This is a genomic window from Candidatus Microbacterium phytovorans (genome assembly GCA_029202445.1).
GTDB lineage: Bacteria > Actinomycetota > Actinomycetes > Actinomycetales > Microbacteriaceae > Microbacterium > Microbacterium phytovorans.
Genome location: CP119321.1, coordinates 2,632,784 through 2,650,852, shown reverse-complemented (window position 1 = coordinate 2,650,852; position 18,069 = coordinate 2,632,784). Strand labels below are relative to the sequence as shown.

General features: G+C 71.1%; 15 protein-coding genes. 7 read left to right on the top strand and 8 right to left on the bottom strand.

The annotated features are described in order from the left end of the window. Positions 1-42: 42 nt before the first annotated feature. Positions 43-1,506 (bottom strand): amidophosphoribosyltransferase, encoded by a 1,464-nt coding sequence (gene purF, locus P0Y48_12675; protein ID WEK13297.1) that lies wholly within the window; start codon positions 1,504-1,506, stop codon positions 43-45. Positions 1,507-1,516: 10 nt separating this feature from the next. Beyond that, positions 1,517-2,629, bottom strand: a complete 1,113-nt coding sequence (gene purM, locus P0Y48_12670) for a phosphoribosylformylglycinamidine cyclo-ligase (GenBank protein WEK13296.1) — start codon at positions 2,627-2,629, stop codon at positions 1,517-1,519. Between the two features lie 264 nt (positions 2,630-2,893). Between purM and P0Y48_12665 the strand changes: the two genes are divergently transcribed. Next, on the top strand, positions 2,894-3,496 hold the full coding sequence (locus P0Y48_12665) for a zinc-binding alcohol dehydrogenase (protein WEK13295.1): 603 nt from the start codon (positions 2,894-2,896) through the stop codon (positions 3,494-3,496). Between the two features lie 3 nt (positions 3,497-3,499). Here the strand turns inward: P0Y48_12665 and P0Y48_12660 are convergent, their stop codons facing one another. Together P0Y48_12660 and P0Y48_12655 are read right to left on the bottom strand one after the other, a co-directional pair. Further along, entirely contained in the window at positions 3,500-3,826 is a 327-nt protein-coding gene (locus P0Y48_12660) for a potassium transporter Trk (GenBank protein ID WEK13294.1), read from the bottom strand. A gap of 44 nt (positions 3,827-3,870) precedes the next feature. Beyond that, a complete protein-coding gene (locus tag P0Y48_12655; GenBank protein ID WEK13293.1) occupies positions 3,871-4,227 on the bottom strand; it encodes a sterol carrier family protein in 357 nt (118 codons plus the stop codon). Between the two features lie 153 nt (positions 4,228-4,380). Between P0Y48_12655 and purD the strand changes: the two genes are divergently transcribed. Continuing rightward, entirely contained in the window at positions 4,381-5,652 is a 1,272-nt protein-coding gene (gene purD / locus P0Y48_12650; protein ID WEK13292.1) for a phosphoribosylamine--glycine ligase, read from the top strand. Positions 5,653-5,673: 21 nt separating this feature from the next. Here purD and P0Y48_12645 read toward each other — a convergent pair whose 3' ends face one another. Together P0Y48_12645 and P0Y48_12640 are read right to left on the bottom strand one after the other, a co-directional pair. After that, entirely contained in the window at positions 5,674-7,074 is a 1,401-nt protein-coding gene (locus P0Y48_12645; protein WEK15081.1) for a DHA2 family efflux MFS transporter permease subunit, read from the bottom strand. Positions 7,075-7,193: 119 nt separating this feature from the next. Beyond that, a complete protein-coding gene (locus P0Y48_12640) occupies positions 7,194-7,847 on the bottom strand; it encodes a PadR family transcriptional regulator (GenBank protein WEK13291.1) in 654 nt (217 codons plus the stop codon). Between the two features lie 177 nt (positions 7,848-8,024). On the opposite strand from P0Y48_12640, the gene P0Y48_12635 reads away from it, so the two are divergent. From P0Y48_12635 to P0Y48_12615, 5 genes are all read left to right on the top strand, one after another. Then, entirely contained in the window at positions 8,025-11,024 is a 3,000-nt protein-coding gene (locus P0Y48_12635; GenBank protein ID WEK13290.1) for a C25 family cysteine peptidase, read from the top strand. 15 nt (positions 11,025-11,039) lie between these two features. Next, positions 11,040-11,363 (top strand): hypothetical protein, encoded by a 324-nt coding sequence (locus tag P0Y48_12630; GenBank protein ID WEK13289.1) that lies wholly within the window; start codon positions 11,040-11,042, stop codon positions 11,361-11,363. A 291-nt stretch (positions 11,364-11,654) separates the two neighbouring features. Further along, positions 11,655-12,986: a DUF222 domain-containing protein gene (locus P0Y48_12625; protein ID WEK13288.1), complete on the top strand. Its 1,332-nt coding sequence runs from the start codon at positions 11,655-11,657 to the stop codon at positions 12,984-12,986. A gap of 35 nt (positions 12,987-13,021) precedes the next feature. Further along, positions 13,022-13,945, top strand: a complete 924-nt coding sequence (locus tag P0Y48_12620) for a phosphoribosylaminoimidazolesuccinocarboxamide synthase (GenBank protein ID WEK13287.1) — start codon at positions 13,022-13,024, stop codon at positions 13,943-13,945. A 94-nt stretch (positions 13,946-14,039) separates the two neighbouring features. After that, on the top strand, positions 14,040-15,386 hold the full coding sequence (locus P0Y48_12615; protein WEK13286.1) for a solute carrier family 23 protein: 1,347 nt from the start codon (positions 14,040-14,042) through the stop codon (positions 15,384-15,386). Positions 15,387-15,543: 157 nt separating this feature from the next. Here P0Y48_12615 and P0Y48_12610 read toward each other — a convergent pair whose 3' ends face one another. Together P0Y48_12610 and P0Y48_12605 are read right to left on the bottom strand one after the other, a co-directional pair. Continuing rightward, positions 15,544-16,557, bottom strand: a complete 1,014-nt coding sequence (locus tag P0Y48_12610; GenBank protein WEK13285.1) for a LacI family DNA-binding transcriptional regulator — start codon at positions 16,555-16,557, stop codon at positions 15,544-15,546. A 7-nt stretch (positions 16,558-16,564) separates the two neighbouring features. Continuing rightward, positions 16,565-18,022: a GH1 family beta-glucosidase gene (locus tag P0Y48_12605; protein ID WEK13284.1), complete on the bottom strand. Its 1,458-nt coding sequence runs from the start codon at positions 18,020-18,022 to the stop codon at positions 16,565-16,567. Positions 18,023-18,069: the final 47 nt, after the last annotated feature.

Genomic DNA, 18,069 nt, shown 5'->3' with positions numbered 1-18,069 from the left:
GCGGTGGCCGGGGCGGCCGAGGTCACGCGCTGACGTGCCGGCTCAGCTCTCCTGGTTGCCCTCGACCCAGGCCAGGTACTCCTCGGAGACCGTACCGGTGACGTAGCGGCCGTCGAAGCAGCTCATGTCGAGGTCCTCGACGTCGGGCGAGCCCTCCAGGATGGCCGCCTTGAGGTCCTCGACCTCCTGGTACACGAGGTAGTCGCAGCCGAGCTCCTCGGCGATCTCCGGGATCGTCCGGCCGTGCGCGACGAGCTCCTGACGCGAGGGCATGTTGATGCCGTAGACGTGCGGGAAACGCACCGGCGGCGCGGCCGACGCGAACGTCACCGACAGGGCACCGGCATCCCGAGCCATCTGGATGATCTCGCGGGACGTCGTGCCGCGGACGATCGAGTCGTCGATGAGCAGCACGTTCTTGCCCTTGAACTCGCTCGACATCGCGTTGAGCTTCTGACGCACGCTCTTCTTGCGCACCGCCTGCCCCGGCATGATGAACGTGCGGCCCACGTAGCGGTTCTTGTAGAAGCCCTCGCGGTACTCGAGCCCCAGCTTGCGTGCCACCTGCATGGCTGCCGGCCGCGACGAGTCGGGGATCGGCATGACCACGTCGATCGACCCGGACGGCGTGTACTTCGCGATCGTGTCGGCCAGCCGCTCGCCCATGCGCAGCCGCGCCTCGTACACCGAGATGCCGTTCATGATGCTGTCGGGACGAGCCAGGTACACGTACTCGAACGAGCACGGGACGAGTTGCGGGTCGGTCGCGCACTGGTGCGTGTGGAGGTGACCGTCGAGATCGATGAACACGGCCTCGCCGGGCTCGACGTCGCGCACGACCTCGAAACCCCCGTTCTCGAGCACGAGCGACTCGGATGCCACGGTCCACTCGTACTTGCCGTTCTCGGCCTTGCGGGTGCCGAGGATCAGCGGACGGATGCCGAACGGGTCGCGGAACGCGAGGAGCCCGTAGCCGGCGATGAGGGCGATGGCGGCGTAGGAGCCCTCGACCCGCTCGTGCACCCGGCCGACGGCCTGGAAGATCTGCGTCGGGTCGAGTTCGAGCCCCGAGATCGACTGCTGCAACTCGTTCGCGAGGACGTTGACGAGCAACTCGGTGTCCGACGACGTGTTGAGGTGCCGGCGGTCGTTGCGGAAGAGCTCCTCGGTGAGCTCACGCGTGTTCGTCAGGTTGCCGTTGTGGACGAGGACGATGCCGTACGGCGCGTTCACGTAGAACGGCTGCGCCTCCTCCTCGCTCGACGCGGTGCCCTTCGTCGCGTAGCGCACGTGACCCAGACCGATGTCGCCCAGGAGCGCCCGCATGTCGCGGGTGCGGAACGCCTCGCGCACCTGACCCTTCGCCTTGAAGATGTGGAAGACGCCGTTGGCTTCGGCGGTGGCGATTCCCGTGGAGTCCTGCCCGCGGTGCTGCAACAGCAGCAGCGAGTCGTAGACCTCCTGGTTGGCGGGCCCCTGACTGACGACCCCGACGATTCCGCACATCTGGTGTAGCTCAGTCCGTTTCTGCGTACGTGCCGACGAGCCGCACGGCGCCGCCGTCGACCCCCTTCGCACCCTGCTCGAAGTCTCCGGCCGGTCGCGTCCCGTCACCGACGACGCCGACCTGCCACGTGTGGATGCCCTCTGTCGCCAGCGCCGAGATCGCCGCGTCGGCCTGATCCGGCGCGACCACCGCGAGGAAGCCGATGCCGAGGTTCCACGTGCCCTCGGTGGCCGTCAGCTCGAGGTCGGCGAGGTCGGCGAGCACGCGGAACACCGGCGAGGGCGACCAGGTCGATCGGTCGACGTCGACCCAGGTGCCCTGCGGCAGCACGCGCGCCAGGTTCGCGGCGATGCCGCCGCCGGTGACATGGCTGAGCGAGTGGACGGCATCCGGGATCGTGTCGAGCAGGCGCAGGAGCGGCGACGTGTACAGACGCGTCGGCTCGAGGAGCGCTTCGCCCCACGTCGTGCCGAAGTCGGCCGCGTTGTCGCCGTAGCCGATACCGCGGCCGGCGACGATGTGGCGGACGAGGGAGTAGCCGTTGGAGTGGAGGCCGCTGGAAGCGAGGGCGAGCACCACGTCGCCCGCGCGGACGCGTTCGGCGCCGAGCACCTTCCCCGCCTCCACGACGCCCGTCGCCGCGCCGGCGACGTCGTAGTCGTTGATCCCGAGGAGGCCCGGGTGCTCGGCCGTCTCGCCGCCGACGAGGGCGGTGCCGGTCGCCGCACAGCCGTCGGCGATGCCGCGCACGATGTCGGCGATGCGCTCGGGGAAGACCTTGCCGCACGCGATGTAGTCGGTCATGAAGAGGGGCTTCGCGCCCACCACGACGATGTCGTCGACGACCATGCCGACGAGGTCCTGGCCGATGGTGTCGTGCTTGTCGATCGCCTGCGCGATCGCGACTTTCGTGCCGACTCCGTCGGTGGACGTCGCCAGCAGCGGCTTCTCGTAGGAGAGGAACGCCGATGCGTCGAAGAGGCCGGCGAAGCCGCCGACGCCGCCCCAGACCTCCGGCCCGTGGGTGCGCTTGACGGCCGACTTCATCAACTCGACGGCCAGGTCGCCTGCCGCGGTGTCGACGCCGGCTTGGGTATAGGGATTCGGTGGGGTCGAGGCCACCCCCACAGCCTACCGGCCCCCAGCCGGTGCCGGTGCCGCTGCCGGTCGGCCGGCGGGTGCCGGGCGCCGGGGCGGGACGGGGGTGGGCGCCGGGGCCGGGTGCGGGGGCCGGGGCGGGATCGGGGCAGGGTGGGGTGGCGGCTACCGGGCGCTCGCGTGCCGCATACAGGCAAAACCGGCGATCTGCGGCCCTCCAGCGCCCCGCGCGACCGATTCAGCCTGTACGCGGAACACCACGAGGGCGTCGGTCCCTAGGATGGCGGCATGAACGCCGCCGCCGGACCGGAGTGGGTCGTGCGCGAAGACGCCGGGATGCCGGTGCTCGTCGCGCTCTACCTGCGACAGGTGCTGGGACTGCGCTACCCCGAGGAACTGCCTCCGCTGCGCGGCGTGCCCGCGCCCGACGCGTCGGAGTTCGACCGCGACCCCGGACTCGAACGCCAGTGGCGCAGCTTCTGGGAGATGACGGTCGAGCCGCAGGCGCACCCGTCGCCGGTTCCGCTCGACCTCGTCGACGGGTTCGAGATGCTCATCGCCCTCCCCACCGAGGGGTTCGCCGAGTTGAGAGCGGCGATCGCACCGCACGGACCGGATGCCGTCGCTGTCGCGCGTCACGCCCACGAGCGCTATCGGGCGGCGCTCGGCAGCGGCTCCTCGTACCGGGCGTACGCGAGCGCGATCGCCCAGCACGAGCGACACGTGGGCCGGCGAGCGCACTCGTTCGAACTCAACGTGCAGGTGCTGCCGCTCACTCAGCGCGGCGTGTGGTGGATCGGGTCGCTCACGGTCGCCGTGACCGATGGTCTGCGCGGCGACGTCGCGGCGTTCGACTCGGCAATCGCGCCGGTCATCGCCGATCTCGCCTGAGCGTCAGGACGCGTCGGGACCCTCGACGACGGTCTCGCGGTCGATGCGCACTTCGCGGGTACGGCGGCCCACCACCCGGTCGAGGATCAGCGCGACCGCGCCGCCGAGGGCGACACCGATGGGCACGCAGATGAGCGCGACGAAGCCGAGCACCTGCGGCATCGAGTAGAGGACACCCGTGTTCTCGCTCTTGACCTGGGTGCCGTCGAAGGCGAGCGTGAGCACGAACGCCACGACGAGGCCGAGGACGCCGCCGGCCACCATGAGACGCCCGTAGCGGGGGCTGCGGCGCAGCTGCGCCGTCTCGATGTGGTGCTCGGCGTGGGACATGCCTCCATTGTCCCACTCCGGGCGCCTTCGCGGGCCCGCGTCGGTCAGGGGCGAACGGGCAGCACCGCAGTGAGGTCGGCGCGCGTGCCGGACGCGAGGATGCGGCCGGCGGCGACGGCATCCGCCCAGCTCTGGGTTCCCGTCGCGAGGGCGATCCAGGTGGTCGCGTCGGTCTCGACGACGTTCGGCGGGGTACCGCGGGTGTGCCGGGGACCCTCGATCACCTGGACGGCACCGAAGGGCGGCACCCGCACCTCGACGGAGTTGCCCGGGGCCTTCTCCGCGAGCAGCTGCAGCAGGTAGCGCACGGCGGTCGCGAGCTCCGCGCGCGCGGGGGCATCGACAGCCGCGACGGCGGCGAGCGCGGCGCGGCCCTCGTCGGTGCTGATCTTGCGCGGCATGTGGTCCAGGCTAGCCGTCGCTAACTCCTTCAATCCGGATGGGTACCACCCGGCCGCCCTCGGATTTCCGCGGCGCCGACGCGCGCACGCACACGGATTGCAGGAGTTACGAACACACGGGAGTCGAGAGCGGCCCCTCGGTAGGCTGGGCGGGTGCGCATCCTCGTCCTCGGTTCCGGTGCTCGTGAGCACGCCATCCTGCTCGCCCTGAAGGCCGAGGATGCCGGTCACGAACTCTTCGCGGCTCCCGGCAATGCGGGCATCGCCGCCGATGCGGCCCTGGTACCGGGGCTCGACGCGAACTCCCCCGCCGCCGTCACGGAGTACGCCAACACCGAGGCGATCGACCTCGTCATCATCGGGCCCGAAGCGCCTCTGGTGGCGGGCGTGGCCGACGCGCTGCGCGAGCGCGGCATCCCCGTGTTCGGTCCCGGCAAGGCGGCGGCGCAGCTGGAGGGCTCCAAGGCGTTCGCGAAGCGGGTGATGGATGCCGCGGGCGTTCCGACCGGTCGTGCCACGCGCGCGCATTCGCGCGACGAGGTGGCCGCCGCGATCGACGAGTACGGCGCCCCGTACGTCGTGAAGGCCGATGGGCTCGCGGCGGGCAAGGGCGTGATCGTGACGTCGGATCGCGACGCCGCGCTCGCCCACGCCGAGACGTATCTGCCGACCGGTCCGATCCTGGTCGAGGAGTTCCTGAGTGGGCCCGAGGTGTCGCTCTTCTTCGTGTCCGACGGCGACACCGTGCGGGCGCTCAGCCCGGCGCAGGACTTCAAGCGGGCTTACGACGGCGACGCCGGTCCGAACACCGGCGGCATGGGCGCGTACTCGCCGCTGCCGTGGCTGGCGGGGGCGTTCGGCGGCGAGGAGGAGTTCGTCGCCGAGGTCACCCGCACGGTCGCCGAACCCGTCGTCCGCCAGTTGGATGCCGAGGGCACCCCCTTCATCGGCCTGCTCTATGCCGGGCTCATCCTGACGGAGCAGGGCATCAAGGTCATCGAGTTCAACGCGCGCTTCGGCGACCCCGAGACCCAGGTGGTGCTCGCGCGTCTCGTGACTCCGCTGTCGAGCCTGCTGCTCGCGGCGGCGTCGGGCACGCTCGAGGACGAGCCGTCGCCGGCGTTCGCCGAGGCGGTCGCGGTGACGGTCGTGCTCGCGAGCGAGGGATACCCGGAGGCTCCCGTCACGGGGCGCGTTCTGACGGGACTGGATGCCGCGGCATCCGTCGACGGCGTGCACCTCGCGCATGCGGCCACGGCCGAGCGCGACGGCGGCCTCGTCGCGACCGGCGGCCGCGTGCTCAACGTCGTGGCGCTCGGCAACACGTTCTCGCAGGCGCGGGAGCGCGCCTATCGCGCGCTGGGCGAGATCTCGCTGGAGGGCTCGCACCACCGCACCGACATCGCCGCCCGCGTCGCCGACTGACGCGCCGCTCCCGCCCGCGCGTCAGCGGCGCGGGGCGGGCGCGGCGACGGATGCCGGTCGGCGCAGGAACAGTACGGCCACGACGCCGATGAGGATGACGCCCGCGGGAACGAGGATCGCCTCCGACATGGCCGCCGAGAAGCCGTCGACCACGAACGGGGGCAGGGCGCCCTCGCCGAAGCCGCTCGTGGCGTCGGAGGCACCGGGCAGGTGGGCGGAGAGCCGCGACTGCATGACGGCGGCGATCGCGGCCGATCCGATCACGGAGCCCACGGTGCGCGTGGTGTTGTAGATGCCCGCGCCGGCGCCGGCCTGGCGTGGCGGCAGGTCGCGCGTGGCGGTGGTGGCGAGCGGACCCCACATGCCCGCGTTGCCGATTCCCATGAGCGCCGACGGGAGCAGGAACATCCAGATCTCCGTGTCGACGTTCATGAGCGACGAGTACCAGAAGAGCGACGTCGCGACCAGCAGCAGTCCGGGCACGAGCAGGAGCCGCGGGTCGGACCGGTCGAGGAGCTTGCCCGCGAACGGCGCGAGCACCCCCGACAGCACCGCCATCGGGATGAGCAGCAGCGCCGACTCGGTGGGCGTGAGTCCCCGGGCGAGCTGCACGAAGAACATGAGCGGCAGCGACATGCTCGTGACGGTGAAGCCGACGGCCGCGATCGTGAGGTTCGAGATCGAGAAGTTGCGGTTCGCGAAGAGCTCGAGCGGCACGAGGGGCTCGCTGCGGGTGCGCGCCTGCGTCCAGATGAAGATGCCGAGCACGACGACGCCGGCTCCGATCATGAGCCAGATCCAGGTGGTCCAGGCGAACTTCTCGCCCTCCTGCAGCCCGAAGACGATGAGGAAGAGGGCCACGGCGCTGAGCACGACGCCCACGAAGTCGAAGCGGTGCGGGTGGGTCTCGAGCGACGGCACGAGGATCCACGCGAGCACGAAGCCGATGACGCCGACGGGGAGGTTGATGAAGAAGATCCACTGCCAGCCGAGCCCGTCGACGAGCAGGCCGCCAGCGAGCGGGCCGACGAGCGTCGCCATGCCGGCGGTCGCGCCCCACAGGCCCATCGCCGCGCCGCGGCGCGTCGCGGGGAAGGTGCGCGTGATGACGGCCATGGTCTGCGGGGTCATGAGGGCGGCGCCGAGGCCCTGCACGGCACGCGCCGCGATGAGCATCTCGAGCGTGCCGGAGAGTCCGCACCACAGCGACGCGAGCGTGAAGATCGCGAGCCCGATGAGGTAGATGTTCTTCGGGCCGAACCGGTCGCCGAGGCGCCCCGTGATCAGGAGCGGCACGGCGTAGGTCAGCAGGTAGGCCGACGTGACCCACACGACGTTGTCGAGGTTGTTCGTCGCGGGGTCGAGGGCCGCCTTGATGGCGGGGTTGGCGACCGAGACGATCGTCGTGTCGACGAGGATCATGAAGAACCCGATGACCAGCGCCCACAGGGCGGGCCAGGGGCTGCGGGCGGGCGTCTCCGGGGCGGGTGCCGCCTCCGGGCGGGGCGCCGAGTCGGGACGGGATGCCGTCGAAGGATCGGTCATGCGATCACACTCTCTCTGAAGGCCGCGAGTCGGGCCATGGTGGCGACGGGCACTTCGTGCACGCCCCAGGGGATGTCGGGGTCGGCCAGGCGGGTGAGGAACCCGTCGAGCCAGGCGAGGTCGGCCGCGAGGACGTGCTCTTCGCGATCGAGCTCGACGAGGAACTGCGCGGGCACCTGACGGCTCGCGGCGCCGGCGAGGCCCGCGCGGAGCTCGTCGCGATACGCGCTCAGCGCGGTGCGCCGTTCGGACAGGAGCGCCGCCACCTCGGCGCGCGGCAGGTCGTGCGCCTCACCGAGCGCGACGCGGAACTCGAGGATGCCGTCGATCCGCGGCAGCCGGGCGCGCACCCAGTCGTCGGCCGCGGCGCGACCGGCATCCGTCACGGCGTAGGTCGTGCGTTCGGGACGGTTTCCGTCGCGATCGACGCCGACCTCCTCGACCAGTCCGTGCCGTTCGAGCCGGGCGACGGTGTGGTACAGCGTGCCGCGCGAGCAGCCGACGAGCCGGTCGTCGCGGCGCTGCTGCATGAGCCGCAGCATCTGATACGGGTGCATGTCGCGCTCGCGGAGCAGACCCAGGACCACCACTCCCAGGGGCGTCAGGGTGAGGGTGCGCCGCGCCGAGGCGGTGCTCACGGCATCCGTCATGTCGCCTCCCCGAAGTGCTGTCGCGTCGTCCGCGCGCTTTTCTCCGGCGGAAGATCGTCCGTCGAATAGTCCACATGGACTATATACCGAAACTCCGACATCGGTATCAGCCGGCACCGACCGCGCTCCTCACTGTCGAGGCGATGGCCGCCTCCACTTCGCGAAACGGAGCCGCTCATGCGCACCGAACTGCACCGCGACCAGCCCGACGACCGCTCGACCACGTTCACGGTCACCGTCGATCGGGACGACCTCAGCCTCACGGAGACGCCGCTGGGCGTCGTCGTCCGACTGACGGACTTCGCCACCGGCGGAGCGCCCGGCCATCCCGCCCTGCCCGTCACGCGGGTGCGGATCGCCGCGCCCGACGGTCAGTGGCCGATCGGCCTGACGGTGGAGCGCGAGAAATGGACGCGCGCGACACGAGGGCTGACCTTCGTCGCTCCCGCGCAGCACGCCCGGCCCGCCGCCCGCATAACCCACGTGCACTGCGACGCCGACTGCAGCTGCCGCCGCGAAGACCGCGCACCCATCGACTCGGGTTTCCCGGCCCCGCCGATCGTGCCGCCCGACGTCGACGCCTACCTCGCCGCCGCCGAGGAGCCGCCGCCCGTCGTGCGATCGGCCGGGATCGAGACGGTCGGCGGCATCCGCATCGCCGTGATCGAGATCTCGCCCGTGCGGATGACCCGTAAAGCCGTGCTCGAGTTGTGCACCGCGGTCACCGTCACGGTGCAGTTCGGCCCCGAGCCCGCCATCGACGACCGGGAGGCGGCCGCCGCCGAGTTCCGCGAGCGGTTCGGCGACGCGTTCGACGAGCAGCGACTGCAGCTCCTGCCGGAGGCGCTCCCCGTGACCGAGACGGAGAGCGTGCGCTTACGCGACGTCGTCCGCGGTTCGGTGCTGAACCCTGAGGTCGTCGGGAAGATCGAGCTCGACTGGCCGCGGTTCGAGTTCCCCTCCGCGTACGTCATCGTCACCGACGACTACACGTGGAATCCGATGACGCTCACGCGCGGAGCGCCGCGACCCGGCGTCGTCGCGCAGTTCGAGCGGCTCGCTCAGGCCAAGCGCGCGCGGGGCATCACGGCCCGCGTGGTCACGATCACCGAGATCCTCGACGGGCGCTGGGGCGACTTCCGCACGGGCTCCCGCGACCTCGCCGAGGTCATCCGGAGGTTCCTCGTCGCGAAGCGGCAGGACTGGGGAATCTCGTGGCTGCTCGTGGGCGGCGACGTCTCGATCGTGCCCGCCCGGCAGGCTGCCGGCGGCATGCTCGGCACGGTTGCCGTCGGCACGAACGCGAAGCCCGACAACGGGCAGAGCTTCTGGACGGGCGCGCACCTCCGCATCCACGCGCAGGCGCTCGGCGACTGGTGGGGCAACAGCGTCGACAACCGGCTCACCCGCATCAGCGACGGCACCCTCATCCCGTACGACGCCGCCGGAACGTCGGGCAGCGCGTCGCCCGGCTGGTACTTCACCACCGGCGACGACTACGCGACCCGGAGCGCCACTCCCACCGAGTGGATCCGCGTCGAGGGACCGCAGAGCCTCGTCGCGACACCGCTGCAGTTCCTGTACGCGTGGAACACGATCCCCACCGACTTCTACTACGCGAGCCTGTCGAGCTTCCTCATCGGCACCAGGCGCATCGACATCGGGTTCTTCTCCTTCACGCTCCCCTGGGTGTACGTGCCGGAGCACGCGTGGGATGCCGCGGGCAACGGCCTCTACGGGCAGAACCACGCCGACGGCACCGACATCGACGGCGTCGTGCTGCGCACCGACCTGAGCGTCGGGCGTGCTCCCGTGGAGGATGCCGCCCAGGCGGCGGTGTTCGTCGACAAGACGCTCGCCTACGAACGAGCCGGGGGCGTGTGGGGGCTGCTGGCCGACCGCGACTGGCCGCGCCGTATGGTCCTCGTGTCGTCCGACTGGGGCGGACGCACCTTCCTGTGGCCGACCGCCGCCGCCACGCCCGGTGACAACCAGTTCGTCACCCAGGCGGGTCAGAACCGGGCGCTGTTGAAGCTCACCGCCGCGCCCGCGGACTACACGTGGGACCTCATCGCCCGGATCACCGAGACCGATCGGCGCGAACTGCCCTTCAAGACCGACCCGTCGGCATCCGTGCGCGGCTGGTATTACGCGATGTCGGCGACCGACGCGCGACCGAGCGCCATCCGCATCCCGCTGTTCTTCACGACGCTGACCTTCCCGGTGCCGAGCCCGTGGATCGTCGTGCACGGCGCCGCGGCCGAGCGGGCACCGCAGGCGTACGAGTTCAACCCGCAGGGGGCCGAAGGGTCGATGGCCGACCAGGAGCGGCTGCGGAAGCAGATCCGCAGCGAGGTGCCCGGCATCGACCGGTTCTCGCGGCACTACGAGGACGAGCGCGACCTGTCGTGGTTCGACCGCTGGTCGGCGCCCGTGCAGTACCTGACGGAGTCGGGCCTGCGCGGCGGGCTCGATGCCGCACCGCACCTCGTGTCGCTGTCGGGACACGGCAGCCAGTCGGGCGTCGCGCACCTCAGCACGGGCATGGCCGCCGCGCTCCGCAACGGCACCCCGGGCTTCATCGGCTACGCCGACTCGTGCCTCACGAACGGGTTCGACGCGAGTGACGCCATGGGAGAGGCGCTGCTGCTCAACGGCGCGGGCGGCGCCGTCGGCTACGTCGGCAACACGAGGTTCTCGTGGATCGGCGTGGGCGACGACTTCCAGCGGGCGTTCTTCCACCGCCTCGCCTCCACGCGGCACCTCGGACTCCTCAACGACAGCCGCGTGGGCGTCTTCGGGTCGACCGGCTACTGGTCGGGTTACGACCGGTGGCAGATCTTCAGCCTCAACCTGCTGGGAGACCCCGAACTGCGCGTCTACCGCGCCGCCTTCCCGCGGCTGGTCCTCGAGGCGGACCTGGGGCACGGACTCCTCCGGGTCACGATCGAGCGGGCCGAGCCGGTCCCCGGGCGGCCGGGAGACCCCGGACCGGTCGAAGGAGCGCTCGTCCACGTGCGAGCCGTCGACGGTCACGGCGAGGAGGTCGTGCTGGAGACGGATGCCGACGGCATCGCGAAGCTGCCGCGGAAACTGCGGGGACGCGCCGTGGAGGTCACGGCATCCCACGGCGACGCCGCCGTCTCGGTCCTGGAGCTGGCCGGACGGGACGGGTGACGCCATACTGACGGCATGACCTCGCCCGACGAGCTGTTCGACGCCCTCGCCGCCGCACACCTGCGACGCGAGGGCGTCGACATCGGTCCCATGTTCGGAAGCGAAGGACTCCGCATCCGCGGCAAGATCTTCGCCTTCCGCGTGAAGTCGGGGATCATCGCGAAGCTCCCCGAAGCGCGGGTCACCGAGCTGGATGCCACGGGCCGCGCCGAGCGCATGATCATGCGCGAGCGGGCGATGCGCGAGTGGGTGCTCGTGCCCGACGCCTCCGCCGACCTGTGGGAGGGCGTCGTCGACGAGGCCTTCGCGTTCGTCGACAGCATCACCCCGGGTCGTTGAGCGAGCGCACGGTCGTTAAGCGAGCGCAGCGAGACGAAACGCCGCTCCCCGTCCTCGCCCGCTCACCCTTCCGTTCGTTGAGCGAGCGCGACCCTCCGGTCGTTAAGCGAGCGCAGCGAGACGAAACGCCGCTCCCCGTCCTCGCCCGCGCAACCCCCCGGTCGTTGAGCGAGCGCGACCCTCCGGTCGTTGAGCGAGCGCAGCGAGACGAAACGCCGCTCCCCGTCCTCGCCCGCGCACCCCTGTGGATAACTCCCATCAACGCTCGAACATTTCTTCTAAATTCGACGCATGATCACCCCGCTCGATCGCATCGCCGAGGCGCTGGCCGCGCTCGCGGCAGCCGGTGGCGAGCGGGCGCCCGAGGCCCTGACCCCGGGCGAACTCGTGGCTGTCACGGCGGCGTTCGGCGCCCTCAAACGGCAGGTCGAGGCGGCGCTGGCCCCCGTCGCCGCCGAGGTGGCGCGGCAGTCGCGCACCGAGCTCGGCCGCGACTCGCTCGCCAAGCGCCAGGGGTTTCGCACACCCGTCGCGATGATCGCGACCGCTACCGGCACCACGGGCGGCGAGGCGGCGCGACTCGTTCAGGTGGGAGAGGCAACCGCGCCGCGGCGCTCGCTGACCGGCGAGGAGCTCCCGGCGGCGCACCCGCACGTCGGTGCGGCGGTGGCGTGCGGCGCACTGGGCACGTGGGCGGCCTCGCAGATCGTCGCCCTGCTCGACCGGGTATCGACGCGCTGCACTCCCCTCGCGCGGGATAATGCCGAGCGGCAACTGGTCGACCGCGCCCACGGGCTACGTCCCGACGAACTCCAACGGCTGCTCGCCCGCGCTGAGGCACATCTGGATCCCGACGGCGTCGAGCCGAGGGAGCAGGAGCGACGCGGCGAGCGCTCGCTCGTCATCCAGGAGCGCGAGGGAATGGTCGTGCTGACGGCGCGGCTCGACCCCGAGACGGCGGCACCGATCCGGGCGGCGATCGATGGGCTCGTCACCGACGCCCTGCGACGCAATGAGCACCTCGACGAAGCGGAGCGCGATCAGCGCAGCGTGAAGCAGCTGCAGGCCGACGCCCTTGCAGATCTCTGCCGCCACGGACTCGGGTGCGTCGCACTCCCCACCGGGCCGTCGGCGACGGTGATCGTCCGGGTCGACATCGACACCCTCCTCACGGGCCACGGCTCGGCCACCATCGACGGCACCGACGTACCCGTGAGCGCACAGGCCGCCCGCCGGCTGGCAGCTGACGCAGAACTCATCCCCTGCGTGCTCGGAGGCGAGTCCGAGATCCTCGATTGGGGTCGAGCGAAGCGGCTCTTCACCCGCGCGCAGAAGCTGGCGCTCGGTGAGCGCGACGGTGGCTGTGCAGGATGCGGCGCCCCGCTCACCTGGTGCCACGTGCATCACCTCCGATGGTGGGAGCGAGATCGCGGTCCGACAGATTTGTCGAACGGGGTGCTGCTCTGTTCGGGTTGCCACCATCGGGTGCACGACGATGGTTGGGACATCGATGTCGAAGGCGTCGGCACGTCCGCGACGGTGTGGCTCACGCCGCCCGCGTGGATAGACTCCGCACGCACCCGCCGTCGCGGCGGCCGCGCACGTTACGAACTGATCGCCTGACGGCGCAATCACGCGAAGAGCGAGCGCGATCACTGATGACCACACCCGACCGGGATAATGAACGGGTGACCGACGCGCGCGAACTCCCCAGCTGGACCCACGTGTACTCCGGGAAGGTGCGCGACCTGTACCGGCCCGCCTCCGAGAGCGGCACCGCCCCCGGCACGATGCTCGTCGTCGCGAGCGACCGCGTGAGCGCGTTCGACCACGTGCTGAGCCCCGGCATCCCGGACAAGGGCGCGCTGCTCACGAGCCTGAGCCTCTGGTGGTTCGATCAGCTCGCCGGCGCCGACGGCGGACGCCCCGTGCCGAACCACCTCGTCGCCGGCGCGACCCCGCCCGCCGAGGTCGCCGACCGGGCGATGGTCGTGCGCGCGCTCGACATGCAGCCGATCGAGTGCGTCGTGCGCGGCTACCTCACCGGCTCCGGGTGGGCCGAGTACCGGGCGAGCCAGACGGTGTGCGGCATCCCGCTCCCCGCCGGACTCGACAACGGCGACCGTCTGCCCGAGCCCCTCTTCACCCCCGCCTACAAGGCGCCGATGGGCGAGCACGACGAGAACATCACGTTCGCGCAGACCGTCGAGCTCGTCGGCGCCGACCGCGCCGCCGAACTCCGCGATGCCTCGCTCGAGATCTACACCCGCGCCGCCGCCATCGCCGAGGCGAAGGGGCTGATCCTCGCCGACACGAAGTTCGAGTTCGGGGTGGATGCCGACGGCATCCTCACCCTCGCCGACGAAGTCCTCACGAGCGACTCGTCGCGCTACTGGGATGCCGAGTCGTGGCGCACCGGCACGACACCGGCCGAACGGATGGCGAGCTTCGACAAGCAGATCGTCCGCGACTGGCTCGCCGCCCAGTGGGACCAGGAGGGCACGCCGCCCGAGCTTCCCACCGACATCGTCGCGCGCACGGCGGACAAGTACCGCGAGCTGCTGGGCCTGCTCACCGCCTGAGCGCGCGCGCCGTTCCGGCGCTCCCAGGGTTCTCCCAGATAACCTGACGTCGAGCATCACGCCCGACCTTCCCCCGAATCTGAGGAGCATCGCCATGCCCACCTGGAAACTCCACGGCGACGGCCGCCACGTCGAGCGCGGCGCCGTCGTGAAGCCCGACGAGCGTCTGAGCTGGGGCGGCACGATCGCCATCGGCGCGCAGCACGTCGTCGCGATGTTCGGCGCCACCTTCCTCGTGCCCGTCATCACCGGCTTCCCCGTCTCGACGACCCTGCTGTTCTCGGGCGTCGGCACGCTGCTCTTCCTGCTCCTCACCCGCAACCGCCTCCCCAGCTACCTCGGGTCGTCGTTCGCGTTCCTCGCGCCGATCCTCGCCCTCGGCCCCGGCGGCGGCAAGCCGCTGGAGACGCCGGAGCAGTACGGACAGGCACTTCTCGGCGTCTTCGTCGCGGGCCTCCTGCTCGCCGGCGTCGGCTTCCTCGTGCAGGCCACCGGCACCCGCTGGATCGAGAAGCTCATGCCGCCGGTCGTCTCCGGCGCCATCGTCGCCCTCATCGGCCTCAACCTCGCGCCGGTCGCGTGGCAGAACTTCCAGACCGACGCCCTGCTCGGCACGATCACCCTCGTCGCCTGCATCGTGTTCGCGGTGCTGTTCCGCGGGTTCCTCGGCCGCATCTCGATCTTCCTCGGCGTCGTCGTCGGGTACGTCGTGGCGATGATCCTCGGCCGCGTGGACTTCTCGGGCGTCGCCAGCGCCGCCTGGATCGGCCTGCCCGAGTTCCACTTCCCCGCCTTCGGCGACCCGGTCGCGTGGGGCGCCCTGCCGATGTTCCTCCCCGTCGTCCTCGTCCTGATCGCGGAGAACGTCGGCCACGTCCGCGGCGTCGCGACGATGACCGGTGACCCGTCGATCAACCGCCACACCGGCCGTGCGCTCGTCGCCGACGGCGTGGCGACGGTCGTCGCGGGCGGCCTCGGCGGCTCGGGCACCACCACGTACGGCGAGAACATCGGCGTCATGGCCGCCACCCGCGTCTACTCGACGGCCGCCTACTGGGTCGCCGGCATCGTGGCGATCCTCCTCGCCTTCTCCCCCAAGATCGGCGCGGTCATCTTCGCGATGCCGGGCGGCGTGCTCGGCGGTGTGACCACCGCGCTCTACGGCCTCATCGGCGTCATCGGCATCAAGATCTGGGTGGACAACCAGGTGGACTTCTCCCGCCCCGTCAACCAGTACACGGTCGCCGTCGCCTTCGTCATCGCGATCGCCGGCTTCACGATGAACCTCGGCACCCTGAGCTTCGGCGCGATCGTGCTCGGTACGCTGGCCGCGCTCGCGATCTACCACGGCGGCAACGCGATCGCCCGCTGGCGCAAGACCGGAGCCGACGACGGCGGACCCATCGTCCCGATCGGCCAGCTCGGCGGCGACCCGCAGTAGCGGGTCGTTCCGCAGGCCCGGGCGTTCACAACTCCGGACAGCTGCCTCGATCGCTCCCCCTGCGGCCCGCTTCGGGCCCGGGGGGAGCGTCGATTCCGGAGTTGTGAAACCTCAGACCGATGCAAGCCCCGACCACCGCGGGCTCGACCGGCTCGCGTCAGGCGGAGACGCGGACGATCAGGTCGGTCTCGAGGATCGTCACGTGCGGGGGCTTTCCGCCCGACAGGATCGACAGCAGGATGTCGGCCATGCGCTCGCCCTGCTGGAACGACGGCTGCCGCATGGTCGTCAGTTGCGGGCTCACCGTCTGCGCGACGGGCGAGTCGTCGAAGCCGATGATCGCGATGTCGTCGGGCACGCGGATGCCGACGCGCCCGAGCGAGGCGAGGGCACCGCGGGCCATGAGGTCGCTGGCGACGAACAGCGCGTCGAAGGCCACCTGGCGGTCGAGGATGCGCTGCATGGCGGCGGCGCCGCCGTCGGCGGTGAAGTTGCCGTCCTCCACCGCGACCTCTTCGAGTCCTGCGGCGGCGAGCGCTTCCCGGTACCCCGCGAGGCGGTCGACGCCGGCGGGCATCGTGAGCGGGCCGGTGATCGTCGCGATACGCCGCTTCCCGGTGCCGATGAGGTACTCGGTGGCGCGGCGGCCGCCGGCGACGTTGTCGACGTCGACGTAGTAGTCGCTGTCGCGTTCGCGCACGGGGCGCCCACCGAAGACGACGGGCACGGCGGCGGCGATGCGGTCGATGAAGGTGTCGCTCGTGTGGTGCGAGACGACGATCGCGCCGTCGACGGCGCCGCTGCGCAGGTAGGCGGTCGCCTTGTCCTGGGGGTCGTCGCTGGCGATGATCAGGTTCAGGACATAGTCGGAGCGGCTGAGGCGGGCGTTGATCCCCGACACGATCGCGGCGAAGAACGGGTCGCCGAAGAAGCGCGTGGTGTCTTCCGGCACCACGAGGGCGAGCGCCATCGTGGCGCGACTCGCGAGCGACCGCGCCGCGCGGTTGGGCACGTAGTTCAGCTCGGCGATCGCGTGGTGCACCGCTTCGAGGGCGGCGGGGCTCACGGCGGTGGAGCCGTTGACGACGCGTGAGACCGTCGAGCGCGACACACCGGCGACGGCAGCCACCTCTTCGATGGTCGCGGCGGAGCGCGTCGAATCGATGGTCACGGCGGGGCTACCTCTGCAGGAGCGGGTTCGGGATGTCGATCGCCCGAGAGGCGATGACCCGACGATACTCCAGCGCGCTGTCCTTCAACGCGCGCTCCTGCGTCTCGTAGTCGACGCGGACGATGCCGAACCGCTTCTCGTACCCCCACGCCCACTCGAAGTTGTCCAGCAGCGACCAGTAGAAGTAGCCGCGGACGTCGACTCCGGCGTCGGCGGCGTCGAGCACGGCACCGAGGTGCCCGCGCAGGAACTCGGTGCGGTCCGCGTCGTGCACCCGGGTCTCGCCGTCTTCGACCACGGCCACGTCGTCGTAGGCGGCGCCGTTCTCGGTCACGTAGAGGGCGGTACCGGCATCCTTCGCGTACTCCGTAGACACTCGCTCGAGCAGGGTCGTGAGCGCCTCGGGCTGCACTTCCCAGTGCATCGAGGTGCGCGGAAGACCGCGCTCGTGCCAGTGGATGCCGTCGTGCGACGGGAACGGCGAGGCCGTCTGCCGCGTGGTGGGCGCGTCGCCCGGGGTCGGCGGGTGAGGGTCGGGCTGGCCGCCCACGAACTCGCCGTGGTAGTAGTTCACGCCGAGCGCCTGGAGCGGGGTGGCGATGACCTCGAGGTCGCCGGGGTGCGTGGCGGCGTCGAGCGCGTCGATGGCGGCGGGGTCGACGGCACGGAAGTCCTCGACGATGTCGGCGGGGTAGCTGCCGCGGAAGATCGGGTCGAGGAACCAGCGGTTGAACTGGCCGTCGATGCGGCGCGCGGCGTCGAGGTCGGCGGCGTTGTCCGGGTCGGCGGGCTCGGCCACCGTGAGGTTCAGGGTGATCCCGAGGTCGAGTGACGCGTCGCGCGCCCGGAGCGCCTGCACCGTCTGCCCGTGGGCGAGCAGCAGGTGGTGCGCGGCGAGCACGCCCTCCGTGACGGAGAAGTGGCCGGGTGCGTGGATGCCGCCGGTGTAGCTCAGGAACGACGAGCACCACGGCTCGTTGAGGGTCGTCCAGTGCTGCACACGGTCGCCGAGGGCGTCGTGCACGGAGAGCGCGTATTCGGTGAACCGGTCGGCGCTCTCGCGGACGGTCCAGCCACCGCGGTCCTGCAGCGCCTGCGGCATGTCCCAGTGGTAGAGGGTGAGCCACGGGAGGATGTCGGCGTCGAGTAGCTCGTCGACGAGGCGCTTGTAGAAGTCGATGCCCTTCGGGTTGAGGGCACCGGCATCCGGGCGCACGCGCGACCACGAGACCGAGAAGCGGTACGTGTCCAGCCCGAGGCTCTTCATCAGCGCGACGTCGTCGCGGTAGCGGTGGTAGTGGTCGCACGCGACGTCGCCGTCGTCGCCGTTGATGACCGCTCCCGGCACGCGGCAGAAGGCGTCCCAGATGGATGCCGTCCGGCCGTCTTCGAAGGCCGCGCCCTCGATCTGGAAGGCGGCGGTAGCGGCTCCGAACAGGAAGCCGTCGGGGAAGGTGCGCGACATGGACGCAGTGTCCTCTCGGAAAGTGTGGCTCATGGAGGGTACCGCCG